A 16,485-nucleotide genomic window follows, 5' to 3' on the forward strand; every position below is an offset into this window, starting at 1 on the left:
CGGTCACAGTGCTGCGGCGGTGACTGTCGTCGCCTGCGGCGGCCCGCCCGTCACGAGTGCGTCCCCGGCGTCACAAGTGCGTCCCCGGCGTCAGACCGGCAGCCGTGACACCGAACCCGCCTCGTTCTTCGCGATGGCCTTCGCGATCTTCTCGGCGTCGATGGCCAGTTCGCGGAGCATGCCGCTGATGGGGTTGGTGAAGCCGGTGAAGTACAGGCCGGGGGCGTGCTGGGGGGTGCGGACGCCGTGGACGAGCGGTTTGCCGCGGGTGTCGAGGACGTCGAGGTGGCCGACGAGGCCGTCGAGTGCTCGGGCGTAACCGGTGGCGGCGATCACGGCGTCCGGGCCGACGCGGTCGCCGTCGGCGAGGACGACCTTGCCGTCTTCGAAGCCGTCGACGGCGGCCACCACCTCGACGGTGCCGTTGCGTACGGCGTCGATGAGGCCGACGTCCTGCACCGGGATCGACCCCTCGTTGACCCGGCTGTAGAGGCCGGTGTCGGGACGGTGCAGGCCGTGTTCCGAGAGGTCCGGCACGCTGATCTTGGCCAGCGGACGGGCGAGCCGGTCGACGAGGCCGACCGGGAGGCGGCGGCACAGTACGCCGGTGTACTGGGCGGCCCAGCCCGCGGTCGACCGGCGCACGATGTGCGGGGCGGTGCGGACGGACAGCCGTACGCGGGAGGCGCCGCCCTCGACGAGGTCGACGGCGATCTCGGCGCCGGTGTTGCCGACGCCGACGACGAGGACGTCACGGCCGGCGTAGGGCTCGGCGCTGCGGTAGTCGGCGGCGTGGAGGAGGGCCCCGGTGTAGGAGTCGCGGCCGGGCCAGTCGGGGAGGTGGGGTGTGTGGTTGTAGCCGGTGGCGACGATGACCGCGGCGCCGGTGAGTTCGCGGCCGCCGGTGGCGTGCAGCAGCCAGCCGGAGCCGTCGGGCGCGCGGTCGACGCGGGAGACCTCGACGCTGGTGACGATCTCCAGCTCGTGGTGCTCGGCGTACTTCTCCAGGTACCGGACCACGTTGTCGCGGGACACCCAGCGCCCGAAGCGGCGCGGCATCGGCAGACCGGGCAGGCCCGAGAGGCGGCGGGTGGTGTGCAGGTGCAGCCGGTCGTAGTGGCGCCGCCAGGACGCGCCCACCCGGTCGGACTTCTCCAGGACGACGGCGCGTATGCCGCGGGCGCGCAGGGCGTACGCGGCGGCGAGTCCGCCGGGACCGCCGCCGATGATGTACACCGGGCGGTCTGTGGGGCTCTGCGCCGCTTGGTTCGCGGGAGATGCGGACGCTGTGGAGTCGGCCATGAGCGCGAGCGTAATCACGTGGCCGATTGATGGGTCTCGGTCAAGACCGGAATTGGTTGCGGATTGATCACGCATGTAGGAGGTGTGAGTGGGACCGGTGGCGTAGGGCGACTGATTGTGGGGGCTTTCAGGGGCCGGTAGATACGCCGCGACGCCGGGCCCGGGCTGCGCGAAAGGGCTCGGCGTCGCGGTTGGGCGGCGCACGCTTTTATGACGGGAAACGACGCCGCGTTCGTGAGGGAGGGCCGGACGGGCCGGGCCTCCGGGCTTACTTCATGGTCCGGTTCTCGTGCCCCCGGCTTCATGGCCCGGTTCTTGTACCCGGCGACCTTGGCTATCCAGGTGATGAAGCCGCCGGGGTCGGTGCTGGCGCCGTGTCCCTCGTCCCAGTGGTGCAGGTGGTTGACGTCGTCGCCGAGGTTGTCCGCGGCGGCGGCGATGTTGGCGGATGCCGGCATCGAATTCGAGGCGGGCTCGCAGATTCACGGCGGTTCGACAGGCCCCCGACAGCCTCTTGCGCGACCGCGTCGGGCGCTGCTGAACTGACGTACCGTCAGATTCTGTAGCCGTCACGGGGAGTGCGCATGGACGTCCCGGAGATCGACGCGTTCACGAGGACGTACTGGGACGCGGCCGCGGAGGGCCGTCTGCTGATCCGTCGCTGCGGGGCGTGCGGCCGGGCCCATCACTACCCCCGCGAGTTCTGCCCGCACTGCTGGAGCGAGGACGTCACCTGGGAACCCGCGACCGGCCGCGCCACCCTCTACACCTGGTCCGTCGTCCACCGCAACGACCTGCCACCCTTCGGCGAGCGCACCCCGTACGTCGCCGCGGTCGTCGACCTCGCGGAGGGGCCCCGGATGATGACGGAGGTCGTGGGGGGCGGGGAACTGCGGGTGGGGATGGAGCTGGAGGTGGGGTTCCGGGAGGGGGTGCCGGTGTTCCGGGCTCTCGGGGTGTAGCACGATGAGACACGCCGGGCTACACTCGTGCTCATGAAGACCATCACGCAGCGCGAGTTCCGCAACAACTCCGCCGCCGTCATGGACGCGGTCGAGGCGGGGGAGACGTACCACATCACGCGCAATGGCATAGAGGTCGCTGAATTGCGCCCACTGGCGCGGCGGCGCAGGCTGAGCGCCGAAGAACTCGTTGCCCGACACCGGCGACTGCCGCGGGTGGACTATGCACAGATGCGTGCGGAGGCGGACGAGTTCTTCGGCGGCGAGGAACGGCTGGGCGACGATGACGATCCGTGGGAGCGTCGGCGTGGCTGACCGTCACCCCAAGGGAGTTCTCGACACCTGCACGTACATCGATCTCGACCTGCTCGCCCCAGAGTCGCTGCCCGCCGTGCCGGAACTCACCGCCGTGACACTTGCCGAACTGCAGCAGGGCGTGGCCATGGCCAAGGACCCTGCCGCGAGAGCCGCTCGGATGGAGAAGCTCGGCGCAGCTGTCGCCGACTTCGACCCATTGCCTTTCGACGGTGACGCCGCAGCGAGGTACGGCACGTTGGTTGCACTAACCATCTCGGCCAACCGGGATCCTCGCCCGCGTCCTCTGGACTTGATGATTGCCGCAATCGCCTCAGTGAGGGGGCTGCCGCTCTACACGCGGAACGCGGAAGACTTCAAAGGGCTGGAGGACGCGGTGGTCATCGTCGCAATCTGATCGCCGCGCTTCGCCTGGGAGTTCATGGCCACAGCAACTCGGTGATCCAGCCCTCCTCCGCCCGCCGGTAGTTCAGCCGCACATGCCGTCGTTCCGCGTCCCCCTGGAAGAACTCCACCGTGTCCGGCTGGAGGTGGTACAGCGTCCAGGACGGGACCGGTGTGTCCGGGGCGCGCTGGGCGCGTTCCCAGGCCGCTGCCGATTCCGTCGCCAACTCCTCCAAGGAGCCGAGGACTTCGCTCTGGTGGCCGGTGAGGGCGGCGGCGAGGGCGCCGGTGGAGCGGGCGTGGAGGTCGGACTGGGCTTCCTGGGAGGGGGCGGTGGTGACGGGGCCGCGGATGCGGATCTGGCGGGCGAGGGTCGGCCAGTAGAAGCCGAGGGCCGCGTACGGGCGGGCCGCGAGGTGGCGGCCCTTTGCGCTGTGGTCGTGCGTGGCGAAGGACCAGCCGTCCTCGTCGGCGCCGTGCAGCATGACCGTCCGTACGTCCGGCAGGCCCTCCTCGTCCGATGTCGCCAGCGACATGGTGTGCGGCTCGGGCTGGCCTGCCGTCACCGCCTCCGCGAACCAGGTGGTGAAGAGCGGGAGGGGGGAGGCGGGTGCGGTGGCCGGGTCGAAGGGGCGGAGTTCGGTGACTCCCGCCTCCCAGACGCGGGACGACCGCAGTAGACGTACAAACTCGGAGTCCATGCCTCCGATTCTCCGCCCGGCCCCTCTGTCCCGCCCCCGTGACCGCTAAACCGTGCCCAGATCCGACGACACCCAGCGCTCCGGGTGCATCCGGATGATCACCATCTCGCCGTGGTTGTTCCAGGAGAAGTCCACATAGCCGTCGACCTTCTCGGCGGGGAGGTAGCGGGCCGAGAGTTCGCGGAGTTTCTCGATGGTGGCGGGTGTGGTGTCGAGGACCGGGCCCTCCACCGATACGTAGCGGATCGTGGGTTCCAGCCGGTCCACCATCAGGGAGAACCTGCCGGCCTTGCTGATCAGCTGGTGCTTACGGGAGTCCAGCCCGGTCAGGATCCAGACCGTGCCGTCGGGCTCGACCTGGTACCAGATCGGGACGCTGAGCGGTGCGCGCCCCTCCTCGGCGTCCACCGCCAGCGCGGCGATGTGCGGCTCGGCCAGGAACTGTTCGCGCTCCTCGCGGGTCAGGGCCATGTCGGGATCCTCCAGCGACTCGAGTCGTTCGGCGGTCTTCCTGTGATTCTCCTGTGGGTTCCCCCGTAGCACTCCTGTGGCATTCCAGTGTCCACCTGTTTCTTGTGAGGATGCCCCGGCGTTCACACCGGGGATCGCTTCGGGCGCTGCGGCGCGGAGCGTCGCCGTATCCGGTTCCGGGCGCGGAGCGCCCGTACGGCTGCCCGGCACCGGAATGGCGCGAACGCATGTTCCCGTGATCGCCTGTTGGGGTTGTGGCTGCCCGATCGGAGCAAGCGTGTGCGGTGGTCGTACGTACGGTCTTCTCGGAGGGGCCGGGATGCCACGGCATCCCGGCCGGGGACGTTGGGAGGTGACCTGGTGCAGGTGAGTGCGGCCGCGGAGGCCGGGCATGCCCGGTACACCTACCGGCTTCGCGTGCCGTCCACTGCGCGCACCGCCCTGGCGGCGGAGTGGGGCAGGTGCCGGTGGATCTGGAACGAGTGTGTCGCCAGGTCCAAGGCCGTGTACGTACACAACAAGGCCACCGGGGAGAAGCAGACGTGCGGTCCGGCGCAGTTCGACAAGATGCTGACCGAGGCCCGCGCTCGTACGCCGTGGCTGCGGGAGGGCTCATCGGTTCCTCAGCAGCAGATCATCCGCGACTTCGGCAAGTCCCGCGCGAAGGCGCACAAGGACATCAAGGAGCGCCTGCCGCCAAAGCAGCGGGCCGGGATGCCGACGTGGAAGACCAGGCGTGAGGCGCTGCCCACCCTCAACTACACCAAGCACGGGTTCCGCCTGAAGGACGGCCGGTTACATCTGGCCGGGGGCATCGTCGTGACGGTGGTGTGGTCGCGGGAGCTGCCCGCCGAACCGTCCTCGTGCGCGTGTACCAGGACACCCTGGGGCACTGGTACTGCTCGTTCGTCGTGCCCGCGACCGTGGAGCCCCTGCCCAAGACCGGCCGCGTGATCGGAATCGACTGGGGTGTGCGGGAGACCGCGACCACCACCTCCAGTGCCCATGACCTCCCCCACCCCGAGCACGGCAGGAAGGCGCAGCAGAAGCTGACCCGGTACGACCGGATGATGGCCCGCCGCAAACCGAAGAAGGGACAGCCCGGATCGAAGGGCTACTGCGAGGCGAAGAAGCAGCGGGCGAAGGCGCACAAGAAGATCGCCCGGCAGCGGCAGGACACCGGTCGCAAGTGGGCCAAGAAGGTCGTGCGCGACCACGACGCCCTTGCGGTCGAGGACTTCCGCCCGAAGTTCCTCGCCAAGACCACCATGGCCCGCAAGGCCGCCGACGCCGCCATCGGCGCCACGAAACAGGCCCTGATCGAGATGGGCCGCAAGCACGGGCGGGACGTCCGCCTGGTCCACCCCGCGCACACCACGATGGACTGCGCGCACTGCGATGCGAGAGCCAAGCATCGCCTGCCGCTGGGTGAGCGCACCTACACCTGCACCGCATGCGGAGCCGTCTCCCCCAGGGACAAGAACTCCGCCCGCGTGATGCTCGTCCGGGCTGGTCTCAACCCGGCTGGTGCCGATGGCGGAAGACCTCCTGGAGCGCTGCTCCAGGAGGCAGCCTGAGCCAGGAATCCCCTCCCTTCAGGGAGGGGAGGATTCAAAACGTCCGCCGACGGGTACTTCATGGCGGTCCGTTCGTCACCAGGTGTCCGTACCGTGCCCGCCAGGCCCTAACTCCCCAGCACCACCGTCCCCGACGAGCAGAACCACCCGCCCGTCCCGGACGCCACCGCGAGGCGCGGCAACTGCCCATCGGGCCTACGCACTTGCCGCGCCTCGCCGACTTCCCCCCGCAACTGCCGCACCGCCTCCACCAGCAGGAACAGCCCCCGCATCCCCGGGTGCTGAGCCGACAGCCCACCCCCGTCCGTGTTCACGGGCAATTCCCCGCCTACGACTTTCAGCCGCCCCTTCTCGACGAACGCCCCGCCCTCGCCCTTCCCGCAGAACCCCAGATCCTCCAGCGTCACCAGCGTCATGTACGTGAACGCGTCGTAGATCTCCGCGAAGTCGATCTCCTCCGGCCGTACGCCCGCCCGATCGAAGGCGAGCCGTCCGCTCACCGCCGCCGGGGAGACCGTGAAGTCCGGCCACTCGGACATGGTCGTGTGCGAGACGTGCTCCCCGGTGCCGAGCACCCACACCGGCGCCGTACGGCAGTCCCGTACGTACTCCTCCGCCACCAGCAGCACCGCCGCCCCGCCGTCGGACCGTATGCAGCAGTGCAGTTTGGTGAAGGGGTCCGCGATCATCGGGCCGTCGAGGACGTCGTCGACGGTGATCGGCTCCCGGAACATCGCCTCCGGGTTCAGGGCGGCGTTCGCCCGCGCCTGCACCGCCACCTCCGCCAACTGCTCGATGGTCGTGCCGTGTTCGTGCATATGGCGGCGGGCGGCCATGGCGTACTTGGCGATGAGGGTGTGGCCGTACGGGACCTCGAACTGGAGCGGGCCGCGCGCGCCGAAGGACAGGTTGCCGGTCCGGCGGCCCGCCTTGATGTCGGCGCGGGCGGTGGAGCCGTAGACGAGCAGGACGGCGTTCGCGTGCCCGGCCGCTATCGCGTCGGTCGCGTGGGCGGCCATCACCTCCCAGGTCGAGCCGCCCACCGAGGTGGAGTCGACCCAGGTGGGCCGCAGGCCCAGGTACTCGGCCACCTCCGCCGGGGCCAGCGTGCCGAGGCCCGCCGACGCGAAGCCGTCGATCACGGACTTGTCGAGGCCCGCGTCGGCCAGGGCGCGGCGGGCGGCCTGGGCGTGCAGGGCGTACGGGGTGGTGTCGTCCACGCGGCCGCAGTCGGAGAGGGCGACGCCGGCCACGGCGACTTTCCGGCTCCCGGGAATCATGAGAGGCCTCCTGCCCCTGGGCATATCGTTCGTGGGCTCCTAATATGACGGCCCGTCAGATCGGGAGGGAAGAGCCATGGACGCCAGCTTCACCACCGAGCAGGACGAGATCCGCCGCACTCTGCGCGAACTGCTCCACAAGCGGTGCGGACCGGAGGAGCTGCGCGCCGCCGTCGATCAGCCGGCCGGCCACGATCCCGCACTCTGGACAGCCCTCGCCGAACAACTCGGCCTGCCCGGGCTCGCCCTTCCCGAGACCTACGGCGGTGTCGGCTGCTCCGTCACCGAACTCGCCCTCGCGGCGGAGGAGACGGGCCGGGCCCTCGCCCCCTCACCCCTGCTCGCGACCACCGTCCTCAGCGCGCCCCTGCTGCTCGCCCTCGGCACCGACGCCCAGCGCGCGGAGCTGCTGCCGCGCCTTGCCGCGGGTTCGCTCACCGCGGCCCTCGGCGTGCCGGGCGCCGCGCTCGCCACCGCGCTCGGGCTGACCGGCGACAACGGCGGCAGCGATGGCGATGACTGGGCCGGAGGGGGGCGCGCGGGGGGCGTCCAGGCGCGGCGTACGGAGGACGGGGGCTGGCGGTTGTACGGGCAGGTCGACCAGGTCCTCGACGGGCACAGCGCGCAGCTGCTGATCGTCGCCGCCCACGCCGGAGGCTTCGCCCGCTCGCGCACGCTGCTGTTTCTCGTACCCGGGGATGCGGCACGGTTCGTCCGCACCCGGCTGACCGCACTCGACGCGACCCGTCCGCAGGCCCGCCTCCAACTGCGCGACGTCGACGCGGAGTTGTTGGGGGACGAGGGCGGCGATGTCCTCGGGACCCTCACCCGCGTCGGCGACCAGACCGCCGCGGTGCTCGCCTGCGAGGCCGTCGGGGCCGCCGACCGGGTGCTGGAGCGGACCGTGGAGTACGTGGGGCAGCGGGAGCAGTTCGGGCGGGCGATCGGGTCGTTCCAGGCGGTGAAGCACCGGCTGGCGGATGTGTACGTGCAGATTCAGGCGGCGCGCTCGGCTGCGTACTACGCGGCGTGGGCCGCGGGAACTGCCGCGATGGGTCGTCTGTCGTCTGCGGGACCGTTGGGGCTGGTCGCGCAGTTCCCCGCGCCCCTTCGGGGCGCTGCTGAACCGCAGGCGAATTCGTCGGAAGCGGTCAGGGTGGGCGGGCTTGCGCTTGCGCAGGCTCTGGAAGCCTTGCGGGGTGCTGCCGCCGAAGGGATACAGATGCACGGCGGCATCGGTTTCACCTGGGAGCACGAGGCTCACCTGTATTTCAAGCGGGCTGCGGGGGACGAGCTGCTCTTCGGGCCCGTGCATCGGCTGCGGGCGCATGCCGCCGACGGGGCGCGGCTCTTCGCGGGTGGGGAGGTGAGCGTCTGATGGGCGTCAAGGATGCCGGGGTGCGGTTGGTGCAGAAGGTGTCGTCCACGCCGGGCTTCGCCAAGGTCGCCCCGCATGTCGTCCCCGCGCTGGACCGCGCCGTCCACCGGCTCACCCGCGGCAAGGTGCTGCTGAGCGCACGGCTGCTGCCGGGGGTGATCCTGACCTCGACGGGGGCGAAGAGCGGGCTCACCCGCCGTACGCCGCTCGCCTGCATGCCGGAGGAGGACGGGCGCAGCTGGATCCTCGTCGGCTCCAACTTCGGGCGCCCCGGCCATCCCGCCTGGACCCACAACCTCCTCGCCCGTCCCGACGCCGAGGTCAGCTGGAAGGGACGGGACATTCCGGTCCGGGCCCGGTTGCTGGAGGGGGAGGAGCGGGCGGCGGCCTGGAAGGCGGCGCTGGAGTTCTGGCCGCCGTATGCGGCGTATCAGGCGCGGGTGGAGCGGGAGATCCGGCTGTTCAGGATCGTACGACGATGATGTGGCACTGATCCCTACAGCGTCCCCAGCCGCTGCACCAGCAGAAACGCCCCGATTCCCAGCATCGCCGCACCCGACGTGCGGGTGACCGCGCGGGCCGCTGTCGGGCGGGCGGCGAGGACCGCGCGGGCCAGGAGGCCCACCGTCAGATAGACCGCCGCGCAGCACGCCATGTGCAGGACGCCGAGCGTGGCCGTCTGCACCGGCACCGGCAGCTGCCCGGTCCCCGTCACCAGGAACTGCGGCAGCACCGACAGATACAGCAGCAGCCCCTTCGGGTTCAGCCCGCTGATCGTGGCGCCGCGCAGAAAGACGCGGCCGGGACTCGTCTCGACCGCCTGATCCGCCCCCGGCACCCCCGGCACCCCCGGATTCCGCAGCACTCCCCAGCCCAGCCACACCAGGTACGCCGCTCCCGCCACCGTCAGCGCGGTCAGCAGGCCCGGCGACTTGGCCACCAGCACCGCGAGACCGGCCGTCGCCAGGACCGTGTGCAGGGCGTAGCCGGCGACCAGGCCCGCCACCGCCGGCAGGGGGGAACGGCCGCGGAGGCCCGCCGAGATCACATACGCCCAGTCGGCGCCCGGTACGCACACCAGCAGGAGGTCGACGGCGAGGAAGGAAATCAGCGTTCCGGAGTCCATGGTGGGGACATTAGGCGGGAATGGGTCGAAAGTGTTCCCTCATTTTGCCCGTCATCGCGGAATGTGGGGGAAAATCTGCCTCATGGACGACGTGGACCGGAAGATTCTTGCCGAGCTGCAGCAGGACGGGCGGCTGACCGTGACCGAGCTGGCCGGGCGGGTGCGGCTGAGTGTCTCGCCGTGTCATCGGCGGCTGCGGGAGCTGGAGCGGACCGGGGCGATCCAGGGGTACCGGGCCGTCGTCGATCCGGCGGCGGTGGGGCTGACCTTCGAGGCGCTGGTCTTCGTGTCGATGCGGCAGGAGGACCGGGACACGGTCGCCGAGTTCGAGCGGGCGCTGAGCGAGGTGGAGCACGTACTGGAGGCGCAGCGGCTGTTCGGTGAGCCCGACTATCTGCTGCGCGTCGCCACGGCCGACCTGGCGGCCTTCCAGCGGCTGTACGACGAGCGGCTGGCGACGCTGCCGGGGGTGCAGCGGCTGACGTCGACGCTGGTGATGAAGCACGTGGTCAAGGACCGGCCCCTGCCTGGATAGCGCGACAGGCGGCGGCCCACCGGAGTGAGCCGCCGCCTGTCAGACAGGACTGGGAACCTGGGAAGGAAAGGAAAAGAGCGCGCGTGCTACTTCGTCGGCTTCTTCCCCGTCACGCCCAGGTGCACCAACAGCGCCAGATTCGGCTTGAGTTCAGCCTGTTTGACGCCCCACGTCTGGAAGCCCTTCTGGTGCGAGGCGACGGCCGCGAGCATCGCGACCAGTGAACCGGCGACCGCGGCCGGGTTCACGTCTTTGTCGACCCGGCCCTTGGACTGGAGTTCGGCGACCGCGTCCACCAGGGAGTTGTTCACCGAGTTGAGGATCTTCATGCGGATCTTGTAGAACCGTTTGTCTCCCTCGGCGGCACCGAGGTCGACGACGCGCAGGATCGCGTCGTTCCTGCGCCAGAACTCCAGGAAACCGTCCACGAGTTCCTGCGCGGTCTGCCAGCCGGCCTTGCCGACCCATGACCGGCCCTCGAGCAGCTCGGTCAACTGGCCGCCCTCGGCGGCCATTTGCTCGGCGATCTCCAGGACGGCGCCTTCGACGTCCGGGAAGTACTGATAGAAGGTGGCGGGCGAAGTGCCCGCTTTCCGGGCGACATCGATGACTTTGACGTCCCGGTACGGGGAGGAGCTGAGCATCTCGCTGAGGCAGTCGAGCAGCTTCTGCCGGGTCGCCTGCCCACGCCGGCCGGCCACGCGGCCGTCGACGGTACGCACTTGTCCTGTCATGCCGTCAGCTTACCGAGGGGTGATCGGAGCGCGATTCGGCCGACTGCAAATGGGGTGCACGGGGGTGGAGCGGGTGGTGTGCCTGGTCTGCGCGGTGTGTGCGCGCCCGTTACGTTGACGGCATGGCCGAAAACAGGGCATCCGCGGGCGAAGAGGCATACGGCGAGGGCGTCGCGTGCTGGGTGGAGGCCCAGCTGCCCGACGTGGCGGCGGGCAAGCGGTTCTACGGCGAACTTTTCGGGTGGACCTTCGAAGATCAGCCGGCGGCGCACGGCGGCTCCGTATGGGCCCTTCGCGACGGCGCCCCCGTCGCCGCGCTCGCGCACAAGGCGGACGGCCGTATGCCCACCGTGTGGACCGTGTACTTCGCGACGCCGGACGCTCAGGCGCTGGCCGTGCGGGTCCAGAGGGCCGGCGGCCAGATCGTCACCGAGCCCCTGCCGGTCGGCGACCTGGGCAGGGCCGCGCTGGTCGCCGACCCGGAGGGCGCCGTCTTCGGCCTCTGGCAGGCGGGCTCGCACCGCGGCTTCGGCAAGCGGCACGAGCCCGGCACGTTCGCCTGGACCGAGCTGTACACGCGGGACACGGAGGGGGCGAACAACTTCTACGGCGGTCTGTTCACCGACGCCCTGTTCGGGCCGGACGCCGAGCCCGACTTCGGCCGTGCGCCCGTCTCCGACGTCTTCCCGCCCGAGATGCCGCCCCACCTCCTCGTCCATTTCGGTGCCGACGACTGCGACGCCGTACTCGAAACGGTGCGGCAGCTCGGCGGACGCGTACAGGCACCCCCATTCGACGCGTCATACGGCAGGGTGGCCGTTGTCACGGACAATCAGGGGGCGTCCTTCGCGTTGCTGCAGCGCTGATCTCTTGCTGAGATGCCGCGTCCAGCATGCGAAAGGGGCCTTTGCGCGGCGCTGAACCTGTGTTTCTGTCCCAGGGCACTGTGTTTTTGTCCCAAGACACCCCGATCCGCCCCCGGGTTCGCAACCAGTGCCCGGGACAGGAAGAATCAGGGTGCGTGCCGCCAAGGCGGTGCGGTGGTGAGACGCTGCACTTCGGTCGCGTACACATGTGGAATGACGCGGCTCGTACGGGGAGGTGGCAGGCAAGTGGTGGATCAGCTGACGCAGCACGATCCGCGGCGGATCGGGCCGTTCGAGGTGCTGGGACGGCTGGGTGCCGGCGGCATGGGGCTGGTCTATCTCGCGCGCTCGGCTTCGGGCCGGCGCGTGGCGATCAAGACGGTCCGGACGGAGCTGGCAGAGGACCAGCTCTTCCGGGTCCGCTTCACGCGTGAAGTGGAAGCGGCACGGGCGGTCTCCGGTTTCTATACGGCGGCCGTGGTCGACGCCGACCCGCGGGCGGCCGTGCCCTGGCTGGCCACCGCGTATGTGCCCGCTCCCTCGCTCGAGGAAATAGTGAACGAGTGCGGGCCCCTCCCGGCCCAGGCGGTCCGCTGGCTCGCGGCGGGTGTGGCGGAGGCGCTGCAGTCCATCCACGGCGCCGGTCTGGTCCACCGCGACCTCAAGCCGTCGAACGTCCTCGTGGTCGAGGACGGCCCCCGGGTCATCGACTTCGGTATCGCCTCCGGCGTCTCCAACACACGTCTGACGATGACCAACGTCGCCGTGGGGACGCCCGCCTACATGTCGCCGGAGCAGGCCAAGGACTCGCGGAGCGTGACCGGCGCGAGCGACGTGTTCTCGCTCGGCTCGATGCTCGTCTTCGCCGCCACCGGCCACGCCCCCTTCCACGGCGCCAACCCGGTCGAGACCGTCTTCATGCTGCTGCGCGAGGGCCCGGACCTGGAGGGCCTCCCGGAGGAGCTGCGCCCCCTCATCGAGTCCGTTATGAAGATGGAGGCCACCGCCCGCCCCAACCCGGCCGACCTCCAGGCCCAGCTGGCCCCCCATCTCTTCGGCTCCGGCTCCGACGACAGCGGTACGGCGTCGGCGTGGCTGCCCGAGCGGGCGGTGAGCCTGATCGAGGCCCGCCGCAACGGACGCCCGCCGGCCAAGTCCACCCCGGGTTCCGGCCGCAGCGGCGGTCGGGGCGCCGTGGCGCATCCGCCCCCGCCCTCGCACGACCCGGTCGTCCCGGCGCCCGTGCCCGCCCCCGTCGGCGCCCCCGACACCGGCCCCGTACGGCTGGCCGGCGGCGCGGTGCCGATCGGACCCGGCCCACGCGTCGCCGACGCCCGTGCCGCCGCTGTGAAGGCACCCCCTCCAGAGGCCGGCCTGGTCGCCTCCTGGTCCCGCCCCCGCCCCGGCGTCAACGGCACGGAGCCCGCCGTAGGCCCTGCGGTCACCGCACCGCAGCCCGCACCCCCCGAGACCGCCGCCGGCTGGCGCCCCTGGCGCTTCCGCATGTCGAACGACGTCTGGGGCACCCCCTCCGTCTCCGGCGACCTCGTCTACGTCACCTCCTTCGAGGTCCATGCCCTCGACGTGGCCACGGGCCGCCGCCGCTTCAAGACGAGAGACGTCGCCTGGTCGATGGCGGTCGCGGACGGCCGTATCCACGCCTCCGACGGACCCACCCTCTACGCCCTCGACGCCCGGGAGGGCGCGGACCTGTGGCGCCTGTCCACCGACGCCTGGGTGTACTCGCTCAAGGCCGACCGCGGCACCGTCATCACCGGCACGCGCGGCGGCGGCGTCCAGGCATGGGAGGCCTCGAACGGGCAGAAGCTGTGGGAGATCACCGGCGCGCAGACCGACTTCGAGTCCCCTGAGGCCGGGCCCGCCCTGTACGACGGCACGGTCTTCGTCTGGCAGGACGCCCGGCTGCGTGCCCTGGACGCTCGTACCGGCGACGAGCGCTGGTCGTACCCGATCGGCGACGCGGCCTCCTGCGGCGGCGTTCCGGTACGGGTGGCGCAGGCCCACGACGGATTCGTGTACGTCTGTGCCGGGACGCGCGTCCTCGCCGTCGACGTGACCTCCGGCCATGTCCGCTGGCACTTCGAGGCCCCGGCGGTCTTCCTCTGCCCGCCGACCTTCGTCCCCGGTCCTGCCGTCGCCGGCGGCGGGGTCTACCTCGCCGACTACCTCGGCACGGTGTACGCCCTCGACGCCACGGACGGCCGCGATCGCTGGCGCATCGCGACCGAGTCCCGCGCGTCCGTCGAGCCGGTGCTGGTGGCCGCGGGGCATGTCCATGTGGGCAGCGGCAAGGGGCTCTACACGCTCGATGCGGTCACCGGTACGCCTAAGTGGCGGTTCCAGGCGGGCGGGGACGTCGTCGGTTCGCCGTCCGTGGCGGAGGGGCGGATTCACTTCGGGTCCACGGATCACTTGCTGTACACGCTCAAGGCCGATGACGGGCGGTTGAGGTGGAAGCTGGCGACGGGTGGGGAGATCACTGGGTCGCCGGTGGTGCGGGATGGGGTTGTGTACGCGTGCAGTAAGGATCGTTGCGTGTATGCGCTGGATGCGGAGAAGGGTACGGGGACGGCTCGGACTGCTTAGGGTTCGTTGCCGGGTGCGGGTCGGTGGGGGCTGGTCGCGCAGTTCCCCGCGCCCCTAAAGGGCGCTGGGACGGCCGTCGTGCCTGGCGCACGGAAGGGGCGTTTCGGACGGCGGCCGTCATGGCAGACGCTACGCCCGGTCGGCAGGGGCCGCCATGTGGCGCCGTTCAGCGCAGCCGGAACGCCTGTCCCCGTCCCTTGAACAGCTCCGCCTGCCGCTCGCCCGGCAGATTGCCGAGGGCCACCAGGTGCGGCGCCTGTGCGAACCCCTGGGCCACGGCCCCCTCCCGGGCCGCCCACAGCGCCCGTACGGTCCCCTGGACCGCCTCCGTCGGATAGCCGGCGATCACCGTCGCGCATTCGGTGGCCGCCGCCAACGCCCCGCCAGGCTCCGTGAGTTCGGAGACGAGCCCGATGTCGTAGGCGCGCTGGGCCGAGATGCGTTCCGCCGTGCCCATGAGGGCCATCCGCGCGGCCTCGCCGTAGGGCATCCGTTGTGTCATCAGCACCGACTCGTACGCGCTGACCATCCCGTACGTGGTGTGCGGGTCGAAGAAGGTGGCGGTCGGGTCGGCGATGAGGAAGTCGGACTCGCCGAGGAGGTAGAAGGCGCCGCCGCAGGCGATGCCCCGCACGGCGGCGATCACCGGTTTCCACAGGTCGTTCGCCTTCGGGCCGATGCGCAGGAGCGGATCGTCCGTCATGTACGGCGAGTTCGGCTGCGGCACGACGGAGTCCCGGTCGATCCCCGTGCAGAACGCCCGCTCCCCGGCCCCGGTGAGGACGACGGCCCGTACGGAGTCGTCGAACCGCAACTCCCGCCAGGCGTCGTGCAGTTCGGTCGCCGTCGTCAGGTCGATCGCGTTGAGGCGGTCCGGGCGGTCGAGGGTGACGACCGCGACGCCGGTGTCCTTGTCGGTCGTGAGGCCGAGGGTCATGGGCGCTCCAGGATCCACTGCGGAAGGCCGGTGTCGGTGAACACGACCTGCACCCTGGCGCCGATGCGAACGCGGTCGGGAAAAAGGGAGTTGAGCGGCGCCCCGGCCTCCGTGACCAGGTTCCCCACCAGGCGGATCCGGGGGGCGTCGGCGAGTTCGACGACGATGACGTTGTACGGCGCCTGCGCCGCGTAGTCGGGCAGCAGGGGCGGGTGGGGGACGACGTACGACCAGATCCGGCCGTGTCCGCTGACCTGCCGCCACTCGCTCGTGAAGGACTGGCAGTGGGGGCAGCAGGGGCGGGGCGGGAAGCGGAGTTCGCCGCAGTCGGCGCAGGCCTGGATGCGCAGTTCCCCCTGGGCGGCGTAGCGCCAGAAGGGGGCGCCGTCGGTGTCGGTGACGGGAGCCAGCATGGTCTCAACTCCTCAGCAGCAGTGCGGACGTCGGAACCCCTTCGCCCGCCGTGACCAGGCAGGTGGCGGCCCCCGGCACCTGGGCGGTGCTCGTCCCGCGCAACTGCTTCACGCCCTCGTTGATGAGGTTGAAGCCGTGCACGTATGCCTCGGAGAGCCCGCCGCCCCCCGTGTTCAGCGGCAGCCGTCCGCCGATCTCCAGCGCGCCGCCCTCCGTGAACGCCCCGCCCTCGCCGCGCCCGCAGAAGCCGTAGCCCTCGAGGGAGAGCGGGATGAGGGGCGTGAACGCGTCGTAGATCTGGGCGACGTCGATGTCCTGGGGCGTGAAGTCGGCGTGTTTCCACAGGTGCCGGGCGGCGGTCCAGGCGGGGCCGGTGAGCGGGTCGTCGTTCCAGTAGTTGACCATGCCGTGGTGCTGGGCGGGCAGGCCCTGGGCGGCGGAGTGGACGTATGCGGGGGTGTGCCGGCAGTCGCGGGCACGCTCCCTGCTGACGATGACGCAGGCCAACGCCCCGTCCGTCTCCAGGCAGTTGTCGAAGAGGCAGAGGGGCTCGCTGATCCAGCGTGACGTCATGTACATATCGCGGGTGAGGGGGCGGTCGTACATGATCGCGGCGGGGTTCTGGTTGGCCCGGTTGCGGCAGGCGAGGGCGACGTTGAAGAGGTGGTCGCGGGTCGCGCCGTACTCGTGCATGTAGCGGCGCGTGAGCATGGCTATCTCGTCGGCGGGCCGCAGCAGGCCGAAGGGGCGGGTCCACTGGGCGGGGGGGGGGAGTTGTACGGCGGTGTTGGTCCAGGGGCGGGGGCCGGACCCCCCCCTCGGGGCCGCCCCGGCCCCCCCCCCGGCGCCCCCCCCCGGGGGGGGGGCGCGGCGGGGAGGGGGGCGGGGGGGGCCGG

16 protein-coding genes and 2 pseudogenes are annotated in these 16,485 nt (G+C 71.0%); 9 read left to right on the forward strand and 9 right to left on the reverse strand.

Annotated features, from left to right (window positions below; all coding sequences use genetic code 11):
• Nucleotides 1-90: 90 nt before the first annotated feature.
• Nucleotides 91-1,302, reverse strand: a complete 1,212-nt coding sequence (locus tag KCH48_RS40155) for an NAD(P)/FAD-dependent oxidoreductase (RefSeq protein WP_210582579.1) — start codon at nucleotides 1,300-1,302, stop codon at nucleotides 91-93.
• Between the two features lie 584 nt (nucleotides 1,303-1,886).
• Here KCH48_RS40155 and KCH48_RS40160 point away from each other — a divergent pair.
• Genes KCH48_RS40160 through KCH48_RS40170 form a run of 3 tightly spaced genes read left to right on the forward strand, consistent with a single transcriptional unit; the run spans nucleotide 1,887 to nucleotide 2,976 of the window.
• Nucleotides 1,887-2,264, forward strand: coding sequence for a Zn-ribbon domain-containing OB-fold protein (locus KCH48_RS40160; RefSeq protein WP_210582580.1), 378 nt, complete (start codon nucleotides 1,887-1,889; stop codon nucleotides 2,262-2,264).
• Between the two features lie 33 nt (nucleotides 2,265-2,297).
• Nucleotides 2,298-2,579 (forward strand): type II toxin-antitoxin system Phd/YefM family antitoxin, encoded by a 282-nt coding sequence (locus KCH48_RS40165; protein ID WP_210582581.1) that lies wholly within the window; start codon nucleotides 2,298-2,300, stop codon nucleotides 2,577-2,579.
• Nucleotides 2,572-2,976: a type II toxin-antitoxin system VapC family toxin gene (locus tag KCH48_RS40170; protein ID WP_307841083.1), complete on the forward strand. Its 405-nt coding sequence runs from the start codon at nucleotides 2,572-2,574 to the stop codon at nucleotides 2,974-2,976. Before KCH48_RS40165 ends, KCH48_RS40170 begins: the two co-directional genes overlap by 8 nt.
• Before the next feature lie 22 nt (nucleotides 2,977-2,998).
• Here KCH48_RS40170 and KCH48_RS40175 read toward each other — a convergent pair whose 3' ends face one another.
• Nucleotides 2,999-3,664, reverse strand: a complete 666-nt coding sequence (locus tag KCH48_RS40175) for a pyridoxal 5'-phosphate synthase (protein WP_210582583.1) — start codon at nucleotides 3,662-3,664, stop codon at nucleotides 2,999-3,001.
• 45 nt (nucleotides 3,665-3,709) lie between these two features.
• On the reverse strand, nucleotides 3,710-4,135 hold the full coding sequence (locus tag KCH48_RS40180; protein WP_210582584.1) for a pyridoxamine 5'-phosphate oxidase family protein: 426 nt from the start codon (nucleotides 4,133-4,135) through the stop codon (nucleotides 3,710-3,712).
• Between the two features lie 567 nt (nucleotides 4,136-4,702).
• Here KCH48_RS40180 and KCH48_RS40185 point away from each other — a divergent pair.
• Nucleotides 4,703-5,712: pseudogene (locus tag KCH48_RS40185) on the forward strand (RNA-guided endonuclease InsQ/TnpB family protein).
• Nucleotides 5,713-5,819: 107 nt separating this feature from the next.
• Here the strand turns inward: KCH48_RS40185 and KCH48_RS40190 are convergent.
• Nucleotides 5,820-6,992, reverse strand: a complete 1,173-nt coding sequence (locus tag KCH48_RS40190) for an acetyl-CoA acetyltransferase (RefSeq protein ID WP_210582585.1) — start codon at nucleotides 6,990-6,992, stop codon at nucleotides 5,820-5,822.
• Between the two features lie 76 nt (nucleotides 6,993-7,068).
• Here KCH48_RS40190 and KCH48_RS40195 point away from each other — a divergent pair, with 76 nt between their 5' ends.
• Together KCH48_RS40195 and KCH48_RS40200 are read left to right on the forward strand one after the other, a co-directional pair.
• On the forward strand, nucleotides 7,069-8,370 hold the full coding sequence (locus KCH48_RS40195) for an acyl-CoA dehydrogenase family protein (RefSeq protein ID WP_210582586.1): 1,302 nt from the start codon (nucleotides 7,069-7,071) through the stop codon (nucleotides 8,368-8,370).
• Nucleotides 8,370-8,852 carry a nitroreductase/quinone reductase family protein gene (locus tag KCH48_RS40200; protein ID WP_210582587.1) on the forward strand — a complete coding sequence of 161 codons (483 nt, stop codon included), beginning with the start codon at nucleotides 8,370-8,372 and terminating at the stop codon, nucleotides 8,850-8,852. The genes KCH48_RS40195 and KCH48_RS40200 overlap by 1 nt, the downstream gene beginning before the upstream one ends.
• A gap of 14 nt (nucleotides 8,853-8,866) precedes the next feature.
• Here the strand turns inward: KCH48_RS40200 and KCH48_RS40205 are convergent, their stop codons facing one another.
• Complete coding sequence (locus KCH48_RS40205; RefSeq protein ID WP_210582588.1) at nucleotides 8,867-9,496, reverse strand: LysE family translocator; 630 nt, start codon at nucleotides 9,494-9,496, stop codon at nucleotides 8,867-8,869.
• A gap of 82 nt (nucleotides 9,497-9,578) precedes the next feature.
• Between KCH48_RS40205 and KCH48_RS40210 the strand changes: the two genes are divergently transcribed.
• Complete coding sequence (locus tag KCH48_RS40210) at nucleotides 9,579-10,031, forward strand: Lrp/AsnC family transcriptional regulator (protein ID WP_210582589.1); 453 nt, start codon at nucleotides 9,579-9,581, stop codon at nucleotides 10,029-10,031.
• An 86-nt stretch (nucleotides 10,032-10,117) separates the two neighbouring features.
• Here the strand turns inward: KCH48_RS40210 and KCH48_RS40215 are convergent, their stop codons facing one another.
• Entirely contained in the window at nucleotides 10,118-10,753 is a 636-nt protein-coding gene (locus KCH48_RS40215) for a TetR family transcriptional regulator (protein WP_210582598.1), read from the reverse strand.
• A 134-nt stretch (nucleotides 10,754-10,887) separates the two neighbouring features.
• Here KCH48_RS40215 and KCH48_RS40220 point away from each other — a divergent pair, with 134 nt between their 5' ends.
• The gene (locus KCH48_RS40220) at nucleotides 10,888-11,631 is read left to right on the forward strand and encodes a VOC family protein (protein ID WP_210582590.1); all 744 of its coding nucleotides are present in this window, start codon (nucleotides 10,888-10,890) and stop codon (nucleotides 11,629-11,631) included.
• A 246-nt stretch (nucleotides 11,632-11,877) separates the two neighbouring features.
• A complete protein-coding gene (locus KCH48_RS40225; protein ID WP_210582591.1) occupies nucleotides 11,878-14,238 on the forward strand; it encodes a serine/threonine-protein kinase in 2,361 nt (786 codons plus the stop codon).
• A gap of 166 nt (nucleotides 14,239-14,404) precedes the next feature.
• Here KCH48_RS40225 and KCH48_RS40230 read toward each other — a convergent pair whose 3' ends face one another.
• The 3 genes and pseudogenes from KCH48_RS40230 to KCH48_RS40240 form a co-directional block, all read right to left on the reverse strand.
• Nucleotides 14,405-15,175, reverse strand: coding sequence for an enoyl-CoA hydratase/isomerase family protein (locus tag KCH48_RS40230; RefSeq protein ID WP_210582592.1), 771 nt, complete (start codon nucleotides 15,173-15,175; stop codon nucleotides 14,405-14,407).
• The gene (locus KCH48_RS40235) at nucleotides 15,172-15,588 is read right to left on the reverse strand and encodes a Zn-ribbon domain-containing OB-fold protein (RefSeq protein ID WP_210582593.1); all 417 of its coding nucleotides are present in this window, start codon (nucleotides 15,586-15,588) and stop codon (nucleotides 15,172-15,174) included. The genes KCH48_RS40230 and KCH48_RS40235 overlap by 4 nt, the downstream gene beginning before the upstream one ends.
• A 4-nt stretch (nucleotides 15,589-15,592) precedes the next feature.
• Nucleotides 15,593-16,405 (reverse strand): annotated as a pseudogene (locus KCH48_RS40240) (lipid-transfer protein); the annotation flags it as partial.
• Between the last annotated feature and the right edge of the window lie 80 nt (nucleotides 16,406-16,485).

The organism is Streptomyces sp. GESEQ-4 (genome assembly GCF_017948455.1).
GTDB lineage: Bacteria > Actinomycetota > Actinomycetes > Streptomycetales > Streptomycetaceae > Streptomyces.

Excerpts from the sequence above, each read along its gene's own strand:
- KCH48_RS40235 (WP_210582593.1), bottom strand. The coding sequence starts at position 15,588 with ATGCTGGCTCCCGTCACCGACACCGACGGCGCCCCCTTCTGGCGCTAC.
- KCH48_RS40165 (WP_210582581.1), top strand. The coding sequence starts at position 2,298 with ATGAAGACCATCACGCAGCGCGAGTTCCGCAACAACTCCGCCGCCGTC.
- KCH48_RS40190 (WP_210582585.1), bottom strand. The coding sequence starts at position 6,992 with ATGATTCCCGGGAGCCGGAAAGTCGCCGTGGCCGGCGTCGCCCTCTCC.
- KCH48_RS40175 (WP_210582583.1), bottom strand. The coding sequence starts at position 3,664 with ATGGACTCCGAGTTTGTACGTCTACTGCGGTCGTCCCGCGTCTGGGAG.
- KCH48_RS40155 (WP_210582579.1), bottom strand. The coding sequence starts at position 1,302 with ATGGCCGACTCCACAGCGTCCGCATCTCCCGCGAACCAAGCGGCGCAG.
- KCH48_RS40210 (WP_210582589.1), top strand. The coding sequence starts at position 9,579 with ATGGACGACGTGGACCGGAAGATTCTTGCCGAGCTGCAGCAGGACGGG.
- KCH48_RS40195 (WP_210582586.1), top strand. The coding sequence starts at position 7,069 with ATGGACGCCAGCTTCACCACCGAGCAGGACGAGATCCGCCGCACTCTG.
- KCH48_RS40160 (WP_210582580.1), top strand. The coding sequence starts at position 1,887 with ATGGACGTCCCGGAGATCGACGCGTTCACGAGGACGTACTGGGACGCG.
- KCH48_RS40205 (WP_210582588.1), bottom strand. The coding sequence starts at position 9,496 with ATGGACTCCGGAACGCTGATTTCCTTCCTCGCCGTCGACCTCCTGCTG.
- KCH48_RS40200 (WP_210582587.1), top strand. The coding sequence starts at position 8,370 with ATGGGCGTCAAGGATGCCGGGGTGCGGTTGGTGCAGAAGGTGTCGTCC.
- KCH48_RS40180 (WP_210582584.1), bottom strand. The coding sequence starts at position 4,135 with ATGGCCCTGACCCGCGAGGAGCGCGAACAGTTCCTGGCCGAGCCGCAC.
- KCH48_RS40230 (WP_210582592.1), bottom strand. The coding sequence starts at position 15,175 with ATGACCCTCGGCCTCACGACCGACAAGGACACCGGCGTCGCGGTCGTC.
- KCH48_RS40220 (WP_210582590.1), top strand. The coding sequence starts at position 10,888 with ATGGCCGAAAACAGGGCATCCGCGGGCGAAGAGGCATACGGCGAGGGC.